At 76.7% G+C, this 26,044-nt stretch carries 2 protein-coding genes; both read left to right on the plus strand.

Features of this window, described 5'->3' with window-relative positions; all coding sequences use genetic code 11:
- Positions 1 to 31 precede the first annotated feature (31 nt).
- A complete protein-coding gene (locus ACFYZF_RS11255) occupies positions 32 to 14,791 on the plus strand; it encodes a type I polyketide synthase (RefSeq protein WP_387018494.1) in 14,760 nt (4,919 codons plus the stop codon).
- Positions 14,792 to 14,836: 45 nt separating this feature from the next.
- On the plus strand, positions 14,837 to 26,008 hold the full coding sequence (locus ACFYZF_RS11260; protein WP_387018497.1) for a type I polyketide synthase: 11,172 nt from the start codon (positions 14,837 to 14,839) through the stop codon (positions 26,006 to 26,008).
- The last annotated feature ends 36 nt before the right edge of the window (positions 26,009 to 26,044 follow it).

The following is a 26,044-nucleotide window of genomic DNA, read 5'->3' on the forward strand; positions in this document are numbered from 1 at the left end:
CGCACCCCGATTCCCGATACGGAGTGGCCCGATGCCCACTGAGGCTGAGTTCCTCGACTACCTCCGGCGTGCGACCGCCGACCTGCGCGACGCCCGTCGGCGGGTGCGTGAGGTGGAGGCCAAGGACCGCGAGCCGATGGCCGTCATCGGGATGGCGTGCCGGTTCCCGGGCGGGGTGTCCAGCCCCGCGGAGCTGTGGGACCTGGTCGACTCCGGCGGCGACGGGGTCGGGGACTTCCCCACCGACCGGGGCTGGGACCTGGAGCGGCTGTTCCACGTCGACCCGGACAACCCGGGCACCTCGTACACCAGCCAGGGCGGGTTCCTCTACGACGCGGCGCAGTTCGACCCGGGCTTCTTCGGCATCAGCCCCCGCGAGGCGCTGGCCATGGACCCGCACCAGCGGCTGCTGCTGGAGACCTCCTGGGAGGCGATCGAGCACGCCGACCTCGACCCGCATCGGCTGCGCGGCAGCCGCACCGGCGTCTTCGCCGGGGTGATGTACCACGACTACGCGTCCCGGGTGCTGGACCTGCCCGACGGCGTCGAGGGGTACATCGGCACCGGCAACTCCGGCAGCGTCGTCTCCGGCCGGGTGGCGTACACCTTCGGGTGGGAGGGGCCGGCGGTCACCGTCGACACCGCGTGCTCGTCGTCGCTGGTGGCCGTGCACCTCGCCGTGCAGGCGCTGCGCCAGCGCGACTGCGACTTCGCGCTGGCCGGCGGCGTGACCGTGATGTCCACCCCGGGCACCTTCGCCGACTTCTCCCGGCAGCGCGGCCTCGCCTCGGACGGGCGGTGCAAGTCGTTCGCCGCCGCCGCCGACGGGACCGGCTGGTCCGAGGGCGTCGGCGTGCTGCTGCTCCAGCGGCTCTCCGACGCCCGCCGCGACGGCCGCCGGATCCTCGCCGTCGTGCGCGGCAGCGCCGTGAACCAGGACGGCGCGTCCAGCGGCCTCACCGCCCCCAACGGCCCCTCCCAGGAACGGGTGATCCGGCAGGCCCTGGCCAACGCCCGGCTCTCCCCGGCGGACGTGGACGTGGTCGAGGCGCACGGCACCGGCACCACCCTCGGCGACCCGATCGAGGCGCAGGCGCTGCTCGCCACGTACGGGCAGGACCGGGGCGAGGGCGGGCCGCTCTGGCTCGGCTCGATCAAGTCGAACCTCGGCCACACCCAGGCGGCGGCGGGCGCCGCCGGCCTGATCAAGATGATCGAGGCGATCCGGCACGGCTCGATGCCGCGCACCCTGCACGTCGACGAGCCGTCCCCGCACATCGACTGGACCGCCGGCCAGGTCTCGCTGCTGACCGAGGCCCGCCCGTGGCCGGCGTCCGACCGGCCGCGCCGGGCCGCCGTGTCGTCCTTCGGCATCAGCGGTACGAACGCCCACGTCATCCTGGAGCAGGCCCCGGTCGACGACGCCCCAGTCGACACCGCCCCGCCCGCCGACGCCGCCCCGGCCGGCGGGCCGGTGGCGCTGCCGCTGGCCCCGGTGCTGCTCTCCGCCCGCACCGCCGAGGCGCTCGCCGGGCAGGCCGCCCGGTGGGCCGACCACCTCGCCGCCGCCGCCGACGGCGTAGCCGAAGTCGCCGTGACCCCCGCATCCGGCGTCGCCCCCGCAGCCCGCGGCCGAGGCGTCGCCCCCCGTCCGGTGGACGTCGCCGTCTCCTCGATCAGCCGCTCCGGCCTCGAACACCGGGCCGTCGTCCTGGCTGAGGGCCCCGACGACCTGATCGCCGGGCTGCGCGCCCTCGCCGACGGGGAGCCGGACGGCATCGTCACCACCGGGTCGGCGTCCCCGCGCGGCCGGGTGGCGTTCCTCTTCTCCGGCCAGGGCGCCCAGCGTCCCGGCATGGGGCGCGAACTGGCCGCCGCGTTCCCGGTGTTCGCCGCCGCCCTGGACGAGGCGTGCGGGCACCTGGACCCGCTGCTGCCGCGCCCGCTGCGGGAGGTCATGTTCGCCTCGCCGGGCACGCCCGAGGCGGAGCTGCTGGACCAGACCGTGTTCACCCAGGCCGGCCTGTTCGCCGTCGAGGTGGCCCTGTTCCGCCTCGTCGAGTCGTTCGGCCTCGCCCCGGACTTCGTCGCCGGGCACTCCATCGGGGAGCTCGCCGCCGCGCACGTCGCCGGGGTGTTCTCCCTGGCCGACGCGTGCGCCCTGGTGGCGGCGCGGGGTCGGCTCATGCAGGCGCTGCCCGCCGGCGGCGGCATGCTCGCGGTGGGTGCCGACGAGGCCGCGGTCGCCGCGAGCCTGGCCGGGCTGGCCGACCGCCTCGACATCGCCGCGGTGAACGGCCCCACCGCCGTCGTGGTCGCCGGGGACGTCGACGCCCTCGACGAACTCCAGCGGGTGTGGTCCGACCGGGGAGCCCCGACCCGCCGACTGCGGGTCAGCCACGCCTTCCACAGCGTCCGGATGGACCCGATGCTGGCGGAGTTCGCGGCCGTCGCGGACACGCTGACCTACCACCCGCCGACGATCCCGGTGGTGTCCAACCTGACCGGCCGGCTCGCCGAGCCGGAGCAGCTCCGCGACCCCCGGTACTGGGTGCGGCACGTCCGGGGCGCCGTGCGTTTCGCCGACGCCGTCAACAGTCTGCACGCAGAGGAGGTCGGCACCTACCTGGAGCTGGGCCCGGGCGGCGTGCTCACCGCCATGGCGCAGGGCTGCCTCGCCGACCGGCCCGGCGACGAGCCCGCGCCCCTGCTGGTCGCGGTGTCCCGGCACGACCGGCCCGAGCCGCAGGCCGCCCTGGAGGCCCTCGCCCAGCTGCACGTCCACGGCCTGGCCGTCGACTGGACCCGCCTCCTCGCCGGCGGCGGCGAGCGGGTCGACCTGCCCACGTACGCCTTCGAGCACAAGCGGTACTGGCTGGAGCCCGCCGGCCGGTGGACGGACGTCTCCGGGGCCGGCCTCGGCGCGGCCGGGCACCCGCTGCTCGCCGCCGCCGTGTCGGTGGCCGGCGAGGACATGGTGGTGCTGACCGGTCGGTTGTCGGTGTCGACGCACGGGTGGTTGGCCGATCATGTGGTCGCCGGTTCGGTGGTGGTGCCGGGTACGGCGCTGGTGGAGTTGGCGGTGCGGGCCGGTGACGAGGTGGGCGCGTCGCGGGTGCGGGAGCTGACCGTGGCCGCGCCGTTGGTGTTGCCCGCGTCGGGTGGGGTGCGGGTGCAGGTGCGCGTCGGCGCGGCCGACGCGTCCGGCCTGCGGTCGGTGACCGTGCACTCCCAGCCGGAGGAGGACGCCGACCCCGAGTGGGTCCGGCACGCCGAGGGCACGCTGGAGCCGGTGTCGGCCGACGAACCGGTGCTGGCCGAATGGCCGCCGGCCGGCGCGTCCGAGGTGGACCTCGCCGGCTGGTATCCGACCGTGGCGGAGCGGGGTCTGGCGTACGGGCCGGTGTTCCAGGGCCTGCGGCGGCTCTGGACGGCCGGGGGCGAGGTGTTCGCCGAGGTGGCCCTGCCGGAGCAGGCGGCCGGCGACGCGGCGGCGTTCGGGGTGCACCCGGCGCTGTCGGACGCCGCCCTGCACCCGATCGCGCTGCTGTTCGAGGAGTCGACCGCGCCCCGGGTGCCGTTCGCGTTCTCCGGTGTGCAGGTGCACGCCTCGGGGGCATCGGTGCTGCGGGTGCGGCTGACCCGTGAGGGCTCCGGGGTGCGGCTGGTCGCGGTGGACTCCTCGGGCGCGGCCGTGGTCTCGGTGGACTCGCTGGTGCTGCGGGAGATGACCGGGGTGGTTGCCCCGGGTGCGGCGGCGCGGTCGTTGTTCGAGGTGGCGTGGCAGGCGGAGGAGGCGCTTTCCGCTGGCGACGCGGCCGGGTGGGCGCTGCTGGTAGCGCAGCCGGGGCAGCTCCACAGTGTCGGCGACGGGGGTGTTGCCGGGCTGGCCGGCGGCGAGGGCGTTGCCGGGCTGGCCGGCGACGAGGGCCCTGTCGGGCTGGCCGGCGGCGAGGGTGTTGCCGGGCTGGCCGGTGAGCTGGCGGTCCGGGGCGGGCTGGTGGCGTACCCGGATGTGGCTGCGGTGGTGGATGCGGTCGCGGCGGGTGCGGCGGTGCCGCCGGGGTTGGTGCTGCCGGTGCCCGCCGGTGCCCCCGGTGTGGCGGTCCCCGACGCGGTGCGGGCGGTCACGTCCGGCGTGCTGTCGTCCGTGCGGTCCTGGCTGGCCGCCGACGCCCTCGCGGAGTCGAGACTGGTCGTGGTGACCCGGGGTGCGGTGGCCGCCCGGGACGGTGACGTGGTGTCGGATCTGGCGGGTGCGGCGGTGTGGGGCCTGCTGCGGTCGGCGCAGTCGGAGCATCCGGGCCGGATCGTCCTCGCGGATCTCGACGCCGACGCCGATGCGGCGGTGCTGGGCCTGCTCGCCCGGGTGGCGGACGAACCGCTCGCCACCGGCGGCCAGGTCGCGGTCCGGGCCGGCGAGGTCCGAGCTCCGCGTCTGGTACGCGCGTCTGTGCCGGACCCGTCACCCGTGGTGGGTGAGGGCACGGTGCTGGTGACCGGCGGCACCGGCTCGCTGGGCGCGCTGGTGGCGGAGCACCTGGTGGTGGCGCACGGGGTGCGGTCGTTGGTGCTGGTGTCGCGGCGTGGCCCTGACGCTGCGGGCGCGGCCGAGCTGGTGGAGCGGCTGGCCGGGCTGGGCGCGTCGGCCCGGGTGGTGGCGTGTGACGTGACGGACCGGGAGCAGGTGAGCGCACTGGTCGCCGAGGTCGCCTCGGCGGGCCGGCTCGCGGGCGTGGTGCACACGGCCGGTGTGTTGGACGACGGTGTGGTTTCGGGGATCAGCGCGGAGCGGCTGGCGGGTGTGCTGGCCCCCAAGGTGTCGGCCGGTTGGTTCCTGCACGAGGCCACGGCCGGGTTGGACCTGGACCTGTTCGTGCTGTTCTCGTCGGTGGCCGGGGTGCTCGGTTCGCCAGGTCAGGCGGCGTACGCGGCGGGGAACGCGTTCCTGGACGCCCTCGCGGTGCACCGCCGGCAGGCGAGCCTGCCGGCGGTGTCGCTGGCGTGGGGCATGTGGGACACCCCCGGGATGGCGGCGTCCCTCGGCGAGGCCGAGCGGACCCGGTCGACGACCAGGGGCGGCCTTGCCGCGATGAGCGCCGAGACCGGCCTGGCGCTGTTCGACGCGGCGGTCGCGGGGGACCGGGCGGCCCTCGTACCGGCCGTGATCGACCTGGCCGCCCTGCGGGCCTCGGCCGGCACCGGCATGGTGCCGCCGATGCTGCGCACCCTGGTCGGGGCGACCACCACCCGCCGCCAAGCGGGACAGGGGGCCACCTGGGCGACCCGCATCGCCGGCCTGGCCCCCGAGGAGGCTCGCGCCCAGATCGACGTGTTGATCCGGGGTCTCGTCGCCCAGGTGCTCGGGCACGGTGGGGCGGAGTCGGTGCCGGCGGACCGGGCGTTCCGGGAACTCGGGTTCGACTCGCTGACGGCGGTGGACCTGCGCAACCGGGTGAACGCGGCCGGCGGCCTGCGGCTGCCCTCGACGCTGGTGTTCGACTACCCGACCCCGCAGGCGCTGGTCGCCCACGTACATGACGAACTGGCCGGGGCCCGCAGTGCCGTCGCCGCGTCAGGCGCGCGGACGACCGGCACCGGCCTCGACGAGCCGATCGCGATCGTTGGCATGGCGTGCCGGTACCCGGGCGGGGTGGAGACGCCGCAACAGCTCTGGGCGTTGCTGGCCGGGGGAGGGGACGGGATCGGGGAGTTCCCGGCGGACCGGGGTTGGGACCTGGAGTCGTTGTTCGATCCGGATCCTGACCGGCCGGGTACCTCGTACACGCGGCATGGCGGTTTCCTGTACGGGGCGGCGGAGTTCGACTCGGCCTTCTTCGGGATCAGCCCGCGTGAGGCTCTGGCGATGGATCCGCAGCAGCGTCTGCTGTTGGAGGCGTCGTGGGAGTCGTTGGAGTCGGCGGGGGTGGACCCGGTGCGGTTGCGGGGCAGCCGGACGGGTGTGTTCGCGGGTGTGATGTACCACGATTACGCCTCCGTGTTGATGGACGTGCCCGGCGAGGTCGAGGGGTACATCGGTACCGGTAACTCGGGCAGTGTGTTGTCGGGTCGGGTGGCGTACACGTTCGGCTTGGAGGGGCCGGCGGTGACGGTGGATACGGCGTGTTCGTCGTCGTTGGTGGCGTTGCATCTGGCGGTGCAGGCGTTGCGGTCCGGCGAGTGTGATCTGGCGTTGGCCGGTGGTGTGACGGTGATGGCGACGCCGGGGACGTTCATCGAGTTCTCGCGTCAGCGTGGCTTGTCGCAGGATGGCCGGTGTAAGTCCTTCGCGGCGTCGGCCGACGGTACGGGCTGGTCGGAGGGCGTGGGTGTCCTTCTCGTGCAGCGGTTGTCGGATGCGCAGCGTGAGGGGCGGCGGATCCTGGCCGTGGTGCGGGGCACGGCGGTGAACCAGGATGGTGCGTCGAACGGGTTGACGGCGCCGAATGGTCCGTCGCAGCAGCGGGTGATCCGGCAGGCGCTGGCCAATGCGCGTCTGACCACGACCGATGTGGACGCCGTCGAGGCGCACGGCACGGGTACCACGTTGGGTGACCCGATCGAGGCGCAGGCGTTGCTCGCCACGTATGGGCAGGACCGGCAGGCGGATCGGCCGTTGCTTCTCGGGTCGGTGAAGTCGAACATCGGTCACACGCAGGCTGCGGCCGGGGTGGCCGGCATCATCAAGATGATCATGGCGATGCGGCACGGTGTGGTGCCGGCGACGTTGCACGTGGATGAGCCGTCCCCGCACATCGACTGGACGGCGGGTGCGGTCACCCTCGCCACCGAGGCGACGCCGTGGCCGGCCGTGAACCGCCCCCGACGGGCCGCCGTCTCCTCGTTCGGGATCTCCGGCACCAACGCGCACGTCATCATCGAACAGCCGCCCGCCCCCGTCGTCGAGGGCCGGGCGGTCGCGGCGCCGCGTACCGGCGTCGTACCCCTCGTGTTGTCCGCCGCCGACGGCCCGGCGCTGCGGGAACAGGCCGCCCGGCTGCGCGAGCACCTGGCGGCGCACCCCGAGATCGAGCCCGCCGACGTCGCGCACGCCCTGGTCACCACCCGGGCCGCGTTCCCGCACCGCGCCGTGCTGCTCGGCCGGGACACCGCCGGCCTGCTGCGGGCGCTGGACGCGTTCCGCCTCGGCGAGGACGCCCCGACGGCGGTCACCGGCGCGGCGTTGCGCGGCGGTGACCCCGTCCTCGTCCTTCCCGGCGACGCGGAGCAGCGGCCCGGCGCGCTGACCGACCTGCTGGACCGGTCGCCCGTCTTCGCCGAATCCGTCGCCGAGTGCGAGGCGGCCCTCGCCCCCTGGGTCGACTGGTCGCTCACCGCCGTGCTGCGCGGAACCGACGACGCCCCGTCGCCGACCCGCCCCGGGGTGGCGGAGCCCGCCCGGTGGGCCGTGACGGTTGCGCTGGCCCGGCTGTGGCGTTCCCTCGGCGTACGCCCCGCCGCCGTGCTCGGACACGGCGCGGGCGAGGTCGCGGCGGCCTGCGTGGCCGGGGCGCTGTCGCTGTCGGACGCCGCGAAGGTGATCGCCCTCGGCAGCCGACCCCCGGCCGCCGCCGGCTCCGCCGCGCCGCACGACCCGACGGCCGGCCTGGCCGGGATCACTCTCCGGGCGGCCGAGGTGCCGCTGCACTCCGCGTCCACCGGGGGCCTGGTCGACACCACCGGCCTCGACGCCGCCGACTGGTACCGGGGCCTGCGCGCCGACGCCGACAACGAGGGCGTCGTGCGGGCCCTGCTGGACGCGGGACATCAGGTCTTCCTGGAGGTGGCCCCGGGCCCGGTGCTCGCCGCCGTCCTCCGGCGCACCGTGGCCGACGCCGGGCACGACGCCGTCGTGGTGGACGCCGCCCCCGGCTGGCCGGAACTCGTCACGGCCCTCGCCGAGCTCCACGTGCACGGCGTGCCCGTGGACTGGGCGGCGATCCTCGGCGCCCGCACCGGCCCGGCCGTGGAGCTGCCCACCTACGCCTTCCAGCGGCAGCGGTACTGGCCGCAGGCCGCGACCCCGACCGACCCGGCCGGTGGGGACGACACGGACCGGCAGTTCTGGGCGGCCGTGGAACAGGCCGACCCCCGGGCGCTGGCCGCCGCCATGCGGATCGACGAGACGGACGCCCGGTCCCTCGACCCGGCGCTGCCGCTGCTCTCCTCGTGGCGGCGCCGTCGCCACGACGAGTCCACCGTGGACTCCTGGCGGTACCGGGTGACCTGGAAGCCGCTGCCCACCCCCGCCGACGCGGCCCTGTCCGGCCGTTGGCTGCTGGTGGTGCCGGCCGGCCGGGCCGACCACCCGCTGGTCGCCGCCGCCGACACGGCCCTCGCCGAGGGCGGCGCGGACGTCGTCCAGGTAACCGTGACCGATCCGGACCGGGCGGCGCTGGCCGACCAGCTCGGGCGGGCCACCGGGGACGCCGCGCCGGTCGGCGGAGTGCTCTCCCTGCTCGCGCTCGACGACGACCCGCACCCGGAGCAGCCCGTGCTGCCCGCCGGCCTCGCCGGCACGGTCGCCCTCGTCCAGGCCCTCGGCGACGCCGGAGTCGACGCCCCGCTGTGGTGCGCCAGCACCGGAGCCGTCTGCACCGGCCGGGCGGACCCGCTCGACCGCCCCGGACAGGCGACCGTCTGGGGCCTCGGCCGGGTGGTCGCCCTGGAACACCCCGACCGCTGGGGCGGCCTGGTGGACCTGCCCACGGAGCTGGACCCGCGGGACCGGGCCCGGCTCGTGGCGGCGCTGGCCGGCGTCGACGCCGAGGACCAGCTCGCGCTGCGCCCGTCCGGGGTGTTCGCCCGCCGGCTCGTCCGGGCCCGCGCCGACCGCGCCCCGGCCGACGGCTGGCGCCCCCGGGGCGGCACCGTCCTGGTCACCGGCGGCCTCGGCTCGATCGGCGCGCAGGTGGCCCGCTGGCTGGCCCGGGAGGGCGCAGCCCGGCTGGTGCTGACCGGCCGCCAGGGTCCGGCCACCCCCGGCGCCGCCGAGCTGGCGGCGGAACTCGACGCGGCCGGAACCACCGTCACCGTCGCGGCCTGCGACGTCGCCGACGCCGAGGCGTTGCGGGCGCTCGCCGTCGAACTCGCCGCGCAGGGCGTCCGCGTCGACGCCGTGTTCCACACCGCCGGGGTGGCCCACGCCGGACCCGTCGCGGCCCTCGGCCCGGCGGAACTGGCGGACGCCCTGCGGGCCAAGGTGTCCGGCGCGGTGCACCTCGACGAGGTGTTCGGCGACGACCTGACGGCGTTCGTGCTGTTCTCCTCTGGCGCGGGCGTCTGGGGCGGCGGGCACCAGGGCGGCTACGCCGCCGGCAACGCGTTCCTCGACGCGTTCGCCGAGGACCGCCGCCGCCGGGGCCGGCCGGGCACCGCCGTCGCCTGGGGCGCCTGGGACGGCGGCGGCATGGTCGACGCCGAGGGCGCCGCGGACCAGATGTTCCGCTCCGGCGTCCGGGCGATGCGCCCCGACCTCGCGGTGTCCGTGCTGGCCGACGCGCTCGCCCACGACGAGACCACGCTCACCGTCGCGGACATCGCCTGGGACCGTTTCCTGCACACCTACACGCTGGCCCGCCCCCGGCCGCTGATCGGGGACGTGCCGGAGGTGGCGCGGCTGCTCGCCGCCGCCCCGGCCGGCGACGCCCCGGCCGCCCACTCGCCGCTGCGGGCCCGCCTCGCCGGGCTCGCCGCGCCGGAACGCCGCCGGGTCCTGCTGGACCTGGTCCGGGTGCACGCCGCGGCGGTGCTCCGGCTGCCGTCGGCGGAGGCCCTCGCCGCGGACCGGTCGTTCCGGGAGATCGGCTTCGACTCGCTCAGCGCCGTCGAGATGCGCAACCGGCTCGCCGAGGCCGTCGGTGAGACCCTGCCGGCGACCCTGGTGTTCGACCGCCCGACGCCCGGCGCCCTGGCCGACCACCTGGCCGACCGGCTCACCGGCGACGACGCCCCGGCGGTCGCGCCCGTGCGGGCCGCCACCGCCCTCGACGAGCCGATCGCCGTCGTCTCGATGAGCTGCCGGTTCCCCGGCGGGGTCGCCAGCCCCGAGGACCTGTGGCGGCTGGTCAGCGAGGGCCGTGACGGCATCGCCGAGTTCCCCGCCGACCGGGGCTGGGACCTGGACGCCATCTACCACCCCGACCCGGACCGGCCCGGCACCTCGTACGTGCGGGAGGGCGGCTTCCTCGCCGACGCCACCGGCTTCGACGCCGCCCTGTTCGGCATCTCCCCGCGCGAGGCGCTGGTGATGGACCCGCAGCAGCGGCTGCTGCTGGAGAGCGCCTGGGAGCTGTTCGAGCGGTCCGGCACCGCCCCCGCCGACCTGCGGGAGACCGGCACCGGCGTGTTCGTCGGCACCAACGGGCAGGACTACGCGACCCTGCTGCTCGCCGCACGGGTCGAGACCGAGGGCTACCAGGCCACCGGCAACGCCGCCGCCGTCATCAGCGGCCGGCTGGCGTACCACTTCGGGTTGCAGGGCCCCGCCGTCAGCGTCGACACCGCCTGCTCGTCCTCCCTGGTGGCGCTGCACCTGGCCTGCCAGTCGCTGCGGCAGGGGGAGTGCGACCTCGCCGTCGCCGGCGGCGTCACGGTGATGGCCACCCCCGGCCCGTTCCTGGAGTTCGCCCGCCAGCGGGGGCTGGCCCTCGACGGCCGGTGCAAGTCGTTCGCCGGGGCCGCCGACGGCACCGGCTGGGGCGAGGGCGTCGGCCTGGTGCTGCTCCAGCGCCTCTCCGACGCCCAGCGCGACGGCCGCCGCATCCTCGCCGTGGTCCGCGGCTCCGCGATGAACCAGGACGGCGCCAGCAACGGGCTCACCGCGCCCAACGGCCCCGCCCAGGAACGGGTCATCCGGCAGGCCCTCGCCAACGCCCGGCTCGTCGGCGCCGACGTGGACGTCGTCGACGGGCACGGCACCGGCACCCGGCTCGGCGACCCGATCGAGGCGCAGGCGCTGCTCGCCACGTACGGGCGGGACCGGCCGGCGGACCGTCCGCTGTGGCTCGGATCGGTGAAGTCGAACATCGGTCACACCCAGGCCGCCGCCGGCGTCTCCGGCGTGATCAAGATGATCATGGCGATGCGGCACGACCTGCTGCCGCCCACCCTGCACGTGGACGAGCCCTCCCCGCACGTCGACTGGTCCGCCGGAGCGGTCGCCCTGCTCACCGAGCCGCAGCCGTGGCCCGAGGTGGACCGGCCCCGCCGTGCCGGCGTGTCGTCGTTCGGGGTGAGCGGCACCAACGTGCACGTCATCCTCGAACAGCCGCCCGCCGCGCCGTCCGCCGCCGCCCGGCCCGCCGCCGGGCCGCCGGTGCTGCCCTGGGTGGTCACCGCCGACGGCGCGGAGAGCCTGCGCGACCAGGCCGCCCGGCTCGCCGACTGGCTGCCCGGGTGCCCCACCCCCGACGCGGACGTCGCCCGGGGACTGGCCACCGGCCGCTCCCCGCTGCGGCACCGCGCGGTGCTGCTCGCCGCCGACCGGGACGCCGCCCTCGCCGGGCTGCGCGCCCTCGCCGCCGGGCAGGACCACCCCGGCCTCACCCGGGGCGTCGCCGAGACCGGCGGGGCCCTCGCGGTGCTGTTCTCCGGGCAGGGCGCCCAGCACGCCGGGATGGGCCGCCGGCTGTACGACACCTTCGGCGTCTTCGCCCGCGCCGTGGACGAGGCGTGCCAGCACCTCGACGCGTACCTGCCCCGGCCGCTGCGCCCGGTGCTGTTCGCCCAGCCCGGCACCGCCGACGCCGACCTGCTCGACCAGACCGTGTTCACCCAGGCGGGGCTGTTCGCCGTCGAGGCGGCGCTGTACCGCCTCCTCGAACACTGGGGGATCCGGCCCGACTTCGTCGCCGGCCACTCCGTCGGCGAGATCGTCGCCGCGCACGTCGCCGGGGTGCTGTCCCTGCCGGACGCCTGCGCGCTCGTCGGCAACCGGGGCCGGCTCATGCAGGCGCTGCCCGGAGGCGGCGGCATGCTCGCCGTCGCGGCGGCCGAGGTCGACGTCGCCCAGGCCCTCACCGGGTACGCCGGCCGCCTCGCTGTCGCCGCCGTCAACGGGCCGGCCGCCGTCGTCGTCGCCGGGGAACTGGCCGCGCTGACCGAACTGGCCGACCACTTCACCGCCCTCGGCGTGCGGACCAAGCGGCTGCGGGTCAGCCACGCCTTCCACAGCCCGCTGATGGAGCCGATGCTCGCCGAGTTCGCGGCCGTCGCCGCGACCCTCGCGTACGCCCCGCCGGCGATCCCCGTGGTCTCCAACCTGACCGGCGCGGTCGTCGACGCCGAGCAGCTCTGCACCCCGGACTACTGGGTCCGGCACGTCCGCGAGGCCGTCCGGTTCGCCGACACCGTCACCCACCTGCACGCCCACGGGGTGACCCGGTTCCTGGAGGTCGGCCCCGACACGGTGCTCACCGCCCTGACCGCCGACGCGCTCCCCGCCGACGCGCCGGTCACCGTCACCGGCGTGCAGCGGCCCGGCCAGGACGAGGTGTCCACCCTGCTCGGCGCCCTCGCCCGGCTGCACTGTCAGGGCACCGCCGTGTCCTGGCCGGCGCTGCTGCCCGGCGTCGGCCCGGTGGACCTGCCCACGTACGCGTTCGCGCACCAACGGTTCTGGCCCACCCTCCACGCCGCCCCGGCCGACGCCCCCGGCTCGGCCGGCGACGACACCGACTCCGCGTTCTGGCGGGCCGTGGTGGACGGCGACGGCGACGCGCTCGCCGGCCGGCTCGGAGTGGACCCGGACCGGCCGCTGCGCGACCTGCTGCCGGACCTCGCCGCCTGGCGTCGCCAGCAGCGGGAGGACACCCTGATCGACGGCTGGCGGTACCGGGTCACCTGGCGACCCCAGCCGCTCGCCGCCGGGGCCGCCGGCGGCGACTGGACGCTGGTGCACACCGCCGCCGGCCAGGACGTCGCCGACCGGCTCGCCGCGCTCGTCGCCGCCCGGGGCGGCACCCCCCGGCTGCTCCCCGTCGACCCGGCCACGGCCGACCGCGCCACCCTCGCCGGGCTGCTCGACGGCGTACCGCCGAACCGGGTCATCTCCCTGCTCGCCCTCGACGAGCGGCCCCACCCCGACCGGCCGGCCGTCCCCGTCGGCCTGACCGCGAACCTCGCCCTGATCCAGGCCGTCACCGACGCCCTGCCCCCGACGCCGCTGTGGCTGCTCACCCGGCAGGCCGTCGGCACCGGCGCCGACGACCCCGTCGCCAACCCCGCCCAGGCCACCACCTGGGGGCTCGGCCTGGTCGCCGCGCTGGAACACCCCCGGCACTGGGGTGGCCTGCTGGACCTGCCGGCCACCCTGGACGACGCCGCCGTCGAGCACGTCCTCGCGGCGCTGACCGGGGCCGGAGGCGAGGACCAGATCGCCGTCCGCCCCGCCGGGGCGTACCTGCGGCGGCTCGCCCGCGCGCCGCGCGCCGAGCGGACGGGCGGCCCCGGCTGGCAGCCGCCCGGCACCGTCCTGGTCACCGGCGGCACCGGCGCCGTCGGCCGGTACGCCGCCGGGTGGCTGGCCCGGCACGGCGCACGCCGGCTGCTGCTGGTCAGCCGGCGCGGCCCCGACGCCCCCGGCGCCGACGAGGCGGTGGCGGAGCTGGCCGCGCTCGGCGCGCAGGCCCGCGTCCTGGCCTGCGACCTGGCCGACCGGGACGCGGTCGCGGCCCTCGTCGCCGGCCTGCGCGCCGACGGCGAGACCGTGCAGGCGCTGGTGCACGCCGCCGGGGTGGGTCGGCTCAACCCGATCGCCGCGGTCAGCGGGGCGGAACTCGCCGACGTGGTGTCCGGCAAGATCGCCGGCGCCCGGCACCTCGACGAGTTCCTCGACCCCGGGCCGCTGGAACTGGTCGTGCACTTCTCGTCCATCGCGGCCGTCTGGGGCGTCGGCGACCACGGCGCGTACGCCGCCGGCAACGCCTTCCTGGACGCGTTCGCGCAGTCCCGGCCCGCCTCCGGTGCCCGGGTGCTGTCCGTCAACTGGGGGCCGTGGGCCGGCGGCGGCATGGTGACCGACGCGCACGCCGCCGCGATGAGCCGGCGCGGGGTGTCCCTGCTCGACCGGGAGCCGGCGATGGCCGCCCTGCGCGCCGGCATCGAGGGCGACGACGACGTCCTCACCGTCGCCGACGTCGACTGGGACCGGTTCGCGCCCGTCTTCGCCTCCGCCCGCCCCCGCCCGCTGATCGGCGACCTCGCCGAGGTGGCCGCCCAGGCCGCCGCCGACCGGGCGGACGCCTCCGACGGCGACCAGGTCGCCACCGAACTGCGCAAGCGGCTCGGCGAGCTGACCCAGGCCGAACAGAACAGGGTGCTGGTCGACCTGATCCGCACCGCCGCCGGCGAGGTCATCGGCCACGACAGCCCGTACGCGGTGGAGAGCACCCGGCCCTTCCGGGACCTCGGCTTCGACTCGCTGACCGCCGTGGAGCTGCGCGGGAAGCTGGCCCGGCTGACCGGGCTCAACCCGCCCAGCTCGGTGGTCTTCGACTACCCGACCCCGCTGGCCCTGGCCGAACACCTGCGGTCCGAACTGCTCAGCGAGGCATCGGTGGAGGCGCTGCCGACCCTGGCCGAACTCGACCAGTTGGAGAGCGCCCTGGCCCGGCGCGACCCGGACGACACCGGCCGGGTCCGGATCACCCTGCGGCTGCACCACCTCCTCGAACGGCTCGGCGCCGCCGAGCCGCCCCGGGAGGAGACCGCCGAGGTCGCGGACCGGCTACGGGTGGCCAGCAACCAGGAGCTGTTCGACCTCATCGACCAGGACCTCGGGCTGTCCTGACCCGCCCGGCACGGACCTGTGGGTGTCACGAGAAAGCGAGAAGTCATGGCGGACGAAGAGCGGCTGCGCGAATACCTGACGCGGGTCGTCGCCGAGCTGCAGCAGACCCGCCAACGGCTGCGCGAGGTCACCGCCGAGGAGTCCGAGCCGGTGGCGATCGTCGCGATGAGCTGCCGCTACCCGGGCGGCATCGCCTCGCCGGAGGACCTGTGGTCGTTCGTCTCCACCGGCGGGGACGCCATCGGCGGCTTCCCCACCGACCGGGGCTGGGACCTGGACCGCCTCCAGCACCCCGACCCCGACCGCCCCGGCACCTCGACCACCAGCTCCGGCGGATTCCTGCACGACGCGGGGAAGTTCGACGCCGCCCTGTTCGGCATCTCCCCCCGGGAGGCGGTCGCCATGGACCCCCAGCAGCGGCTGCTGCTGGAGGTCACCTGGGAGCTGTTCGAACGGGCCGGCATCGCCCCGCTGTCCCTGCGCGGCAGCCGCTCCGGCGTGTTCGTCGGCACCTCCGGCCAGGACTATGCCGCCGTGCTGCACCGCGCCCCCGGCGTCGAGGGGTACGTGCTCACCGGCACCGCCGCCAGCGTCGTGTCCGGGCGGCTGGCGTACACGTTCGGGCTCGAAGGCCCCACGGTCACCGTGGACACCGCCTGCTCGTCGGCGTCCGTCGCCATCCACCTCGCCTGCCAGGCGCTGCGCCAGCGCGAGTGCGGCCTCGCCCTGGCCGGCGGCGCGACCGTGCTGGCCACCCCCGGCCCGTTCGTCGAGTTCTCCCGGCAGCGCGGGCTGGCCGCCGACGGCCGGTGCAAGTCGTTCGCCGCGTCCGCCGACGGCACCGGCTGGTCCGAGGGCGTCGGCATGCTGCTGCTGGAACGCCTCAGCGACGCCCGCCGCAACGGCCACCCCGTCCTCGCGGTGATCCGGGGCTCCGCCGTCAACCAGGACGGCGCTTCCAACGGCCTCACCGCCCCCAACGGTCCCTCCCAGCAGCGGGTGATCGGCCAGGCCCTGGCCGGCGCGCGACTGTCCACGGCCGACGTGGACGTGGTCGAGGCGCACGGCACCGGCACCGTCCTCGGCGACCCGATCGAGGCGCAGGCGCTGCTGGCCACGTACGGGCAGGAACGGGGTGACGCCGCGCCCCTGCTGCTCGGCTCGATCAAGTCGAACATCGGCCACACCCAGGCCGCCGCCGGCATCGCCGGGGTGATCAAGATGGTGCTGGCCATGCGGCACGGGACCGTGCCCGCCACCCTGCACGTCGACGAGCCCACCCCACACGTCGACTGGTCCGCCGGCGCGGTCACCCTGGTCACCGAGGCGACTCGGTGGCCGGCCGTGGACCGGCCCCGCCGGGCGGCCGTGTCCTCGTTCGGGATGTCCGGCACCAACACCCACCTCATCCTCGAACAGCCCGAGGAGCCCGCCGCCACCGACGAGCGGCCCGAACCGCCCGGCCCCGCGCCGGTGCTGCTCACCGGCCGTACCCGCACCGGGCTGCGCCGCCAGGCCGAGCGCTGGGCCGCCCACCTCGCCGCCGACGCCGGCCCGCGCCCCGCCGACGTCGCCTGGACCTCGGCGGTGTCCCGGTCCCCCCTCGAACACCGCGCGGTCGTCCTCGCCGACGACTCCGTCGGCCTGCTCACCGCCCTGACCGCCCTCGCCGACGACCGGCCCGCCCCCGGCCTGGTCACCGGCGCCGCCGCCGACCGTGGCGCCGTCGCGTTCCTGTACTCCGGCCAGGGCGCCCAGCGCGCCGGCATGGGCCGCGAGCTGGCCGAGGCGTACCCCGTCTTCGCGGCGGCGCTCGACGAGGCCTGCACCCACCTCGACCCGCACCTGCCCCGGCCGCTGAAGCCCGTCCTGAACGCCGAGCCCGGCACCGACGACGCGGCGCTGCTCGACCAGACCGTGTTCACCCAGGCCGGGCTCTTCGCCGTCGAGGTGGCGCTGCACCGGCTGCTCGGCTCCTGGGGGCTGGCCCCCGACCTGGTCGCCGGGCACTCGATCGGTGAGATCACCGCCGCCCACGTGGCCGGCGTGCTCACCCTCGCCGACGCCGCCGCCCTGGTCGCGGCCCGGGGCCGGCTCATGCAGGCCCTCCCGGCCGGCGGGGCGATGCTCGCCGTCGCCGCCGCCGAGGCCGACGTCGCCGCCTCCCTGGAGGGGCTGACCGACCGGGTCGCCGTCGCCGCCGTCAACGGGCCCGCCTCCGTCGTCGTCTCCGGTGCCGGCCCGGCCGTCGACGAGCTGGCCGAACTCTGGACCGGGCGGGGGGTGAAGGTCCGCCGGCTGCGGGTCAGCCACGCCTTCCACAGCCCCCTGATGGAGCCGATGCTCGCCGAGTTCGCCGCCGTCGCCGCCCGCCTCGACCTGCGCGCCCCCACCCTGCCGATCGTGTCCAACCTGACCGGCGAGCTGGCCGACCCGGCGCTGCTGCGCACCCCCGGGTACTGGGTGCGGCACGTCCGCGAGGCCGTCCGCTTCGCCGACGGCGTCCGCGCCCTGCGGGCCCACGGCGTCGGCACGTTCGTCGAGGTCGGCCCCGACGCCGTCCTCACCGCCGCCGTCGAGGAGACGCTCGCCGCCGTCGAGGCGGCCCCCGACGTCGCCCCCGCCGTGGTCGTGCCGGTGCTGCGCCGGGACCGCCCGCAACGTCGTGCCCTGCTCGGCGCGCTCGCCCGGCTGCACGTCGCCGGCACGCCCGTGGCCTGGGCCGACCTGCTCGCCGACCGGCCCGGCCGCCTCGTCGGCCTACCCACCTACCCGTTCGAGCAGCAGCACTACTGGGTGCCGGCCGAGGAACCGGCCGACCCGGCCGCCACCGCGACCGGGCTGCTCGACCGGCGCTTCTGGGACGCCGTCGAACGGGCCGACCTGGACGCCCTGCGCGACACCCTGGCCGTCGACGACGAGGCCGCCGCCGAGTCCCTGCGCACCCTGCTGCCCGTCCTCGCCGACTGGCGGCGGCAGCGGCAGGAACACTCGCTGCTCGACGGCTGGCGGTACCGGGCCGACTGGCAGGTCACCGCCGAACCGGCCGCCGGCCGGCTCACCGGCACCTGGCTGCTCGCCCTGCCCGCCGGCGCGGACGACGACCCGGCCGTCCGGACCGTCCGGGCCGCGCTCACCGCCGCCGGCGCCGAACCGCTGCCGCTGACCGTCGCCCCCGACGCCGACCGGGCCGCCCTCGCCGCCGCCCTCGCCGGCACCGCCGTCGCCGGGGTGGTCTCCCTGCTCGCCGGGGAACCGCCGACCGCCGACCGGGCCGCCCTGCCCGGCCTGGCCGCCACCCTCACCCTGGTCCAGGCGCTCGGCGACGCCGGCATCGACGCCCCGCTGTGGCTGGTCACCCGGGGCGCCGTCGCCGCCGCCTCGTACGACCGGCTCGCCGACCCCGCGCAGGCCGCGATCTGGGGCCTCGGCCGGGTCGTCGGCGTCGAGGCCACGCACCGCTGGGGCGGCCTGGTCGACCTGCCGACCCAACCCGACGACCGCGCCGCCGGCCGGCTCGCCGCGATCCTCACCGGCGCGGGCGGCGAGGACCAGCTCGCCGTACGCGGCCCCGGCGTCTTCGCCCGCCGCCTGGTCCGCGCCGCCGTCGGCGACCGCCCCCCGGTACGCCGGTTCACGCCCACCGGCACCGCGCTGATCACCGGCGGCACCGGCGGGCTCGGCGCCCGCGCCGCCCGCTGGCTCGCCGCCGCCGACGCCGAACACGTGGTGCTGGCCAGCCGGCGCGGACCCGCCGCCCCCGGCGCCGCCGAGCTGGAGGCCGAGCTGACCGCCCTCGGCACCCGGGTCACCGTGGCCGCCTGCGACATCGCCGACCGCGTCGCCCTCGCCGGCCTGCTCGACCGGATCGAGGCCGACGGCCCGCCCGTCCGCGTCGTCGTGCACACCGCCGGCATCGCCCAGGCCACCCCGCTGGCCGCCATCACCCCGGCCGAACTGGCCGAGGTGACCGCAGGCAAGACCGCCGGGGCCACCCACCTCGCCGACCTGCTCGCCGACCGGGAGCTCGACGCCTTCCTCGTCTACTCGTCCATCGCCGCGACCTGGGGCAGCGCCGGGCAGGCCGGCTATGCGGCCGGCAACGCGTACCTCGACGCGCTCGTGCAGCAGCGGCGCGCCGACGGCCGGGCCGGCACCGCCGTCGCCTGGGGCCCGTGGGCCGACGGCGGCATGCACGACGCCGACTCCGACCAGGGGCTGCGCCGCCGTGGCCTGCCCGCGATGGACCCCGCCGTGGCGATGGGCGCCCTGCAACAGGCCCTCGACCACGACGACGTCGCCGTCACCGTCGCCGACGTCGACTGGTCCCGCTTCGCCCCCGCGTACGCGTCGGCGCGCCGACGGCCGCTGCTCGACGGCGTACCGGAGGCGCGGGCCGCCCTCGACGGCGGCGCGCCCGTCGACGACGGCGACGAGGGCCCCGCGGCGACCCTGCGCCGCCGGCTGACCGGGCTGACCGCCGCCCGGCGCGAGGAGACCGTCACCGACCTGGTCCGGGAACTGGCCGCCGACGTCCTCGGCCACGACGGCGGGGCCGCCGCCGTCGCGGCCGGCACGGCGTTCCGGGACCTCGGCTTCGACTCGCTGACCGCCGTGGAGCTGCGCAACCGGCTGGTCGCGGCCACCGGGCAGGCGCTGCCCACCACGCTCGTCTTCGACCACCCCACCCCGGTCGTGCTGGCCCGCCACCTGCTCACCGGCCTCTTCGACGCCGCCGACGCGCCGGCCCCGACCGCCGTTGCCACCACCGTGGACGACGACGAGCCGATCGCCATCGTCGCCATGTCCTGCCGCTACCCGGGCGGGGCCGACGACCCGGATCGGCTGTGGCGGCTCGTCGCCGACGGCGTCGACGCCATCGGCGACTTTCCCACCAACCGCGGCTGGGACCTCGACCGCCTCTACGACCCCGACCCGGCGCACCCCGGCACCACGTACTCCGACCAGGGCGGATTCCTGTACGACGCGGCGGACTTCGATGCGGCCTTTTTCGGCATCTCGCCCCGGGAAGCCTCCGCGATGGATCCGCAGCAGCGGTTGTTGTTGGAGGCGTCGTGGGAGGTGGTGGAGCGGGCAGGGGTTGATCCGGGGGGGTTGCGGGGTTCGCGAACAGGGGTGTTCGTGGGGACGAATGGTCAGGACTATGGGGCCCTGTTGATGGTTTCTGCGGATGAGGTGGAGGGGTTCGCGGGGACGGGGAATGCGGCGAGTGTGGTGTCGGGTCGGGTGGCGTACGCGTTGGGGTTGGAGGGGCCGGCGGTGTCGGTGGACACGGCGTGTTCGTCGTCCCTCGTGGCGTTGCACCTGGCGGTGCAGTCGCTGCGGCGGGGGGAGTGCGACCTCGCCCTGGCCGGCGGCGTCACCGTGATGACCACCCCCGGCACGTTCGCCGAGTTCTCCCGCCAGCGGGCCCTCGCCGCCGACGGCCGCTGCAAGCCGTTCGCGGAGGCGGCCGACGGCACCGGCTGGGGTGAGGGCGTCGGTGTGCTGCTGGTCGAGCGGCTGTCCGACGCTCGCCGCAACGGCCATCACGTGCTGGCGATCGTGCGCGGCAGCGCGGTCAACTCCGACGGCGCGTCCAACGGCCTCACCGCGCCGAACGGCCCGTCCCAGCAGCGGGTGGTCCGGCAGGCCCTCGCGTCGGCGGGGCTGTCCACGGCGGACGTGGACGTGGTGGAGGCGCACGGCACCGGCACGACGCTCGGCGACCCGATCGAGGCCCAGGCGCTGCTGGCCACCTACGGGCAGGAGCGTGGCGACGCCGCGCCGCTGCTGCTCGGGTCCATCAAGTCGAACATCGGCCACACCCAGGCCGCCGCAGGCGTCGCCGGAATCATCAAGATGGTGCAGGCGATGCGCCACGGGACCGTACCCGCGACGCTGCACGTCGACGCGCCCTCGTCGCACATCGACTGGACGGCCGGGGCGGTCGCCCTCGTCACCGAGGCCACGCCGTGGCCGGAGACGGGCCGGGCGCGGCGGGCGGCGGTGTCGTCGTTCGGCATGTCCGGCACCAACGCGCACGTGATCATCGAGCAGGCCGACGAGCCCGCCGATCCGGACGTCGTCGCCGTGGCCCCGGGCCTGGTCGACGCGGGCGTGACGGTGTGGCCGGTGTCGGCCCGGTCCGGGGCCGCCCTCGCCGGTCAGGCCGCCCGCCTCGCCGCCCACCTTCGGGCCTGCGGGGACCTCGACGCCGACGCCGTGGCGTGGTCCCTCGCCACGACCCGGTCCACGTTCGACCGGCGGTCGTCGGTCGTCGGGTCGACCGTCGAGGAGCTGTTGGCGGGCCTGGAGGCGCTCGCGGGCGGCCTGCCGGCCGCCGGCGTGGTGACGGGTGTGGCCGCGTCCCACGGTGCGGGTCCGGTGTTCGTGTTCCCGGGTCAGGGTGCGCAGTCGGCGCGGATGGCGGCCGGCCTGGTGGGTCGGACGCCGGTGTTCGACGTGCGGCTGGCGGAGTGTCAGCGTGCCCTGGCTCCGTATCTCGATGTGGATCTCGTCGCGGTGCTCACCGGCGGGGACGAGTCGTGGTTGGAGCGGGTCGAGGTGGTGCAGCCGGTGCTGTGGGCGGTCGGCATCGCCCTGGCGGCGGTGTGGCGGCACGCGGGTGTGGTGCCGCAGGCGGTGGTCGGTCACTCGCAGGGTGAGATCGGTGCGGCGTGTGTGGCGGGGATCCTGTCGCTGGATGACGCGGCGAAGACGGTTGCCCTGCGCTCGCGGGCCCTCGCGGTGTTGCGGGGTACGGGGGCGATGGCGTCGGTGGACCTGTCGGCTGATGCGGTGACCGCCCGCCTCGCGCAGTTCCCGGGTGTCGGGGTGGCGGCGGTGAACGGTCCGGGGACGGTGGTGGTGTCGGGTCCGCCGCAGCCGGTGGCGGATCTGGTGCAGGCGTGCGTCGACGAGGGGGTCCGGGCCCGGTTGATTCCGGTGGACTACGCGTCGCATTCGGCGTCGGTGCAGGAGGTCGCGGAGCAGCTGCGGGCGGACCTGGTGGACGTGTCCCCGCAGGCCGGTCACGTGCGGTTGGTGTCGACGTTGACCGGGGACTGGGTGGACCCGGCGAGCATGACCGCCGACTACTGGTACGACAACTTGCGCCGGACGGTGCAGTTCGATGCCGCCGTCCGGGTGGCGATCGCCGCCGGCCACACCACGTTTGTGGAGATCAGTCCGCACCCGGTGTTGACGATGCCGGTCACGGCGATCCTCGACGACACCGGAACCACCGGACACACCCTGGGCAGCCTGCGCCGGGGCGACGACGACGCGACCCGGCTGTTGACGAACCTGGCGACCGCGCACGCCATCGGCCTGCCCGTCGACCTCACGAAGGTCCTGGCCGCCACGGCCACCGTCGACCTGCCCACCTACGCCTTCGACCGGGACCGGTACTGGCTGGACCCGCCCGCCCACCGGGTTCGGGACGTCGGCTCCGCCGGCCTCCAGGACGCCGGCCACCCGCTGCTCAGCGCGGCGATCCGCGTCGCCGAGGACCAGACGGTGGTGCTCACCGGCCGGCTGTCGGTGCGTACCCACCCGTGGCTGGCCGACCACGCCGTCGGCGGGGCGGTGATCGTCCCCGGCACCGGCGTCGTCGACATGGTGGTCCGGGCCGGCGACGAGGTCGACGCCGGGCACGTGGGCGACCTGACGCTGATCAGCCCTCTCGTCCTCCCGCCGGGCGGCGCCGTGCAGGTGCAGGTGCGCGTCGGCGCGCCGAGCGACGCCGGCGAGCGGGTCGTCACCGTGCACTCCCGGCCCGAGGACGACGGCTCCGGCGAGTGGACCCGGCACGCCGAAGGCCTGCTGCTCCCGCAGCTTCCCGCCCCGGTGGTCGTCGCGGGGCAGTGGCCTCCGGCCGACGCGGTCGAGGTCGACGCCGACCTAGACGCCTGGTACGCGCGGATGGCCGAGGGGGGTCTCGGCTACGGCCCCGCCTTCCGGGGCCTGCGCCGGGTGTGGCGTGGCGCCGACGAGGTCTACGCAGAGGTGGCGCTCCCCGACTCCGCCGCCGCCGAGGCGTCCCGGTTCGGGCTGCACCCGGCCCTGTTCGACGCGGCCCTACAGGCCAGCGGGCTCACCGCCCTGCTGGGCGAGGACGCCGCCGCCGGCACCGGCTGGATGCCGTTCGCCTTCCGGGCGGTCGGCCTGCACGCCCACGGCGCGACCCGGCTGCGGGTGCGGATGCGGTCGCTGGGCCCGGACACCGTCACGGTCACCCTCGCCGACACCGCCGGCCAGCCGGTCGCCACCGTCGAGTCGCTGACCTTCCGCCCGGTCGCCGCCGGCCGCGCCGACGAGGCCGCCGCGCTGCGCCGCAACGCGCTGTTCCACCTGGACTGGACGCCGCTGCCGCCGGCCGACGCGACGGCGGGGACGACCCGCTGGGCGCTGCTCGGTGCCGACACCCCCGGCCTCGGCGCCGCGCTGGCCGCCGCCGGCCACCCCGTCGACGGCCACGCCGACCTGGCGGCCCTGGTCGTCTCGGTCGAGCGCTCCGGGGACGTACCCGACGTGGTGGTCGACCTGGGGGCCGACGCGGACCCGGCGCGGGCGGCCGAGGCCGCGCACGACGCCGCCCGGGACGCCCTCGCACTCGTCCAGGCGTGGCTCGGCGAGCCCCGGCTGGAGCGGGCCCGGCTGGTCCTGCACACCGCCGGCGCGGTCGGCGCGGCCCCCGGCGAGGCCCCCCGCCACCTGGCCGGCGCCGCCGTGTGGGGGCTGGTCCGGTCGGCCCAGTCCGAGCACCCGGGCCGGTTCACGCTGCTCGACACCGACCGCGCCGCCGCCTCGCTCGCGGCCGTCCCGGCGGCCGTCGCCTCCGGCGCGCCGCAGCTCGCCGTCCGCGACGGCGCGCCGCTGACGCCCCGGCTGGTCCGGGCCCGCGACGCCGTGGCGCTGCCGCTGCCCGCCGACGGCGCGCCGTGGCGGCTCGACGTCACCGAGAAGGGGACGCTGGAGAACCTCGCCCTGCTGCCCGCCCCGGCGCAGGGTGACCTGCCGGCCGGCCACGTCCTCGTCGCGATGCGTGCCTCCGGGCTGAACTTCCGCGACGTGGTGCTGGCCCTCGGCATGGTGCCCGACCAGGAGGTGCTGGGCAACGAGGGGGCCGGCGTGGTGCTCGACGTCGGGCCGGGGGTCACCGACCTCGCCCCGGGCGACCGGGTGATGGGCATCTTCTCCGGGTCGTTCTCCTCCGTCGCGGCCACCGACCGCCGCCTGCTCACCCGCATCCCCGACGACTGGTCGTACGCCGAGGCCGCCGCCGTGCCGGTGGTGTTCCTGACCGCCTGGTACGGCCTGGTCGAGCTGGCCCGGCTGGCGGCGGGGGAGTCCGTGCTGGTGCATGCCGCGGCCGGCGGCGTCGGGATGGCCGCCGTGCAGATCGCCCGCCACCTCGGCGCGGAGGTCTACGGCACGGCCAGCCCCGGCAAGTGGCCGGCGCTGCGGGCCACCGGCCTCGACGACGCGCACCTCGCCTCCTCCCGCACCCTCGACTTCGTCGAGGAGTTCCGCGACCGCACCGCCGGGCGGGGCGTCGACGTGGTGCTCAACGCGCTCAGCGGCGAGTTCGTCGACGCGTCCCTGCGGCTGCTCGCCCCCGGCGGCCGGTTCGTCGAGATGGGCAAGACCGACAAGCGGGACCCGCAGCGGGTCGCCGAGGCCCATCCCGGCGTCGACTACCAGGTCTTCGACCTCATCGAGGCCGGGCCGGACGCCATCGGCCGGATGCTCGGCGAGCTGATGGCGCTCTTCGCCACCGGCGCGCTGCGCCCGCTGCCCCGGCGCACCTGGGACGTGCGGCGGGCCCCGGAGGCGTTCCGCTTCCTGAGCCAGGCCCGGCAGGTCGGCAAGCTCGCCCTGAGCATCCCGCAGCCGCCCCGGCTCGACGGCACCGTCCTGGTCTCCGGCGCCACCGGCACCCTCGGCGCGCTGCTCTGCCGGCACCTGGTCACCGCGCACGACGCCCGGCAGCTCCTCCTGGTCAGCCGGCGCGGCCCCGACGCCGAGGGCGCCGACGAGTTGCTGGCAGACCTCAAGGCGCTCGGCGCGGACGTGTCGATCGTCGCCGCCGACCTGGCCGACCCGGACGCCGTCGCCGACGTGCTGTCCATGGTGGACCCCCGGCAGCCGCTGCGGGCCGTCGTGCACGCCGCCGGGGTCCTCGACGACGCCACCGTCGAGTCACTCACCCCCGACCGGCTCGCCGCGGTGCTGCGCCCCAAGGTCGACGCGGCCTGGAACCTGCACCTGGCCACCCTCGGCCACGAGCTGACCGCGTTCGTGCTGTTCTCCGCCGCCGCAGGCGTGTTCGGCGGTCCGGGGCAGGGCAACTACGCCGCAGGCAACGCGTTCCTCGACGCCCTCGCCGAGCACCGTCGGGCCCTCGGCCTGCCGGCCGTCGCCCTCGCCTGGGGCCGGTGGGCGCAGGCCAGCGGCATGACCGGGCACCTCGACGTCGCCGACATCCGCCGGCTCGACCGTGGCGGCATGGCCGCCCTGTCCAACGACGAGGCCCTCGCCCTGTTCGACGCCGGCTGGCGGTCCGAACGCCCCGTCCTCATGCCGGCGAAGATCAGCACCGGGGTGGCGGCGCCGGGCGTGCCCGTCCATCCGCTGCTGGCCGGCCTGGTCCGAACCGCCGGCCGCCGGGCCGCCGCCGGTGAGGCCGCCGCCGGGCAGGCGTTCGCCGCGACCCTGGCCGGCCTCTCCGACGACAAGCGGGTACGCGCCCTGCGCGACCTGGTGCTGTCGCACGTGGCCGTCGTCCTCGGCCACGGCGACCCGGCCGGCATCGAACCGACCCGGGCGTTCCGGGAACTCGGCTTCGACTCGCTCACCGCGGTCGAGCTGCGCAACCGGCTCGGCGCGGCCACCGGGCTGCGGCTGCCCGCGACGCTGGTCTTCGACAACCCGACGCCGGCGGCGCTCGCCGCGCACCTCGCCGGGCAGTTCGCCCCGGCCGGCGCGGCGGACACCTCGGCGGCGGCCGGGCGGGAACTCGACCGCCTCGAGGCGGCGCTCGCCGGCCTCGACCCGGCCGACGACGAGTTCCGCCGGATCACCGACCGGCTGCACGGCCTGCTGGACCGGCTGGCCGAGCGGCAGTCGGAGGCGGACGGCGACGACGACCTGGAGTCGGCCACCGCCGAGAACATCTTCGACCTGATCGACCGCGAGCTGGAGACGTCGTGACCAGCCGCAACGACCACGGCATGCCGAGTGAGGTGG

It is taken from the genome of Micromonospora sp. NPDC001898, from assembly GCF_042891255.1.
Classification (GTDB): Bacteria; Actinomycetota; Actinomycetes; order Mycobacteriales; family Micromonosporaceae; genus Micromonospora.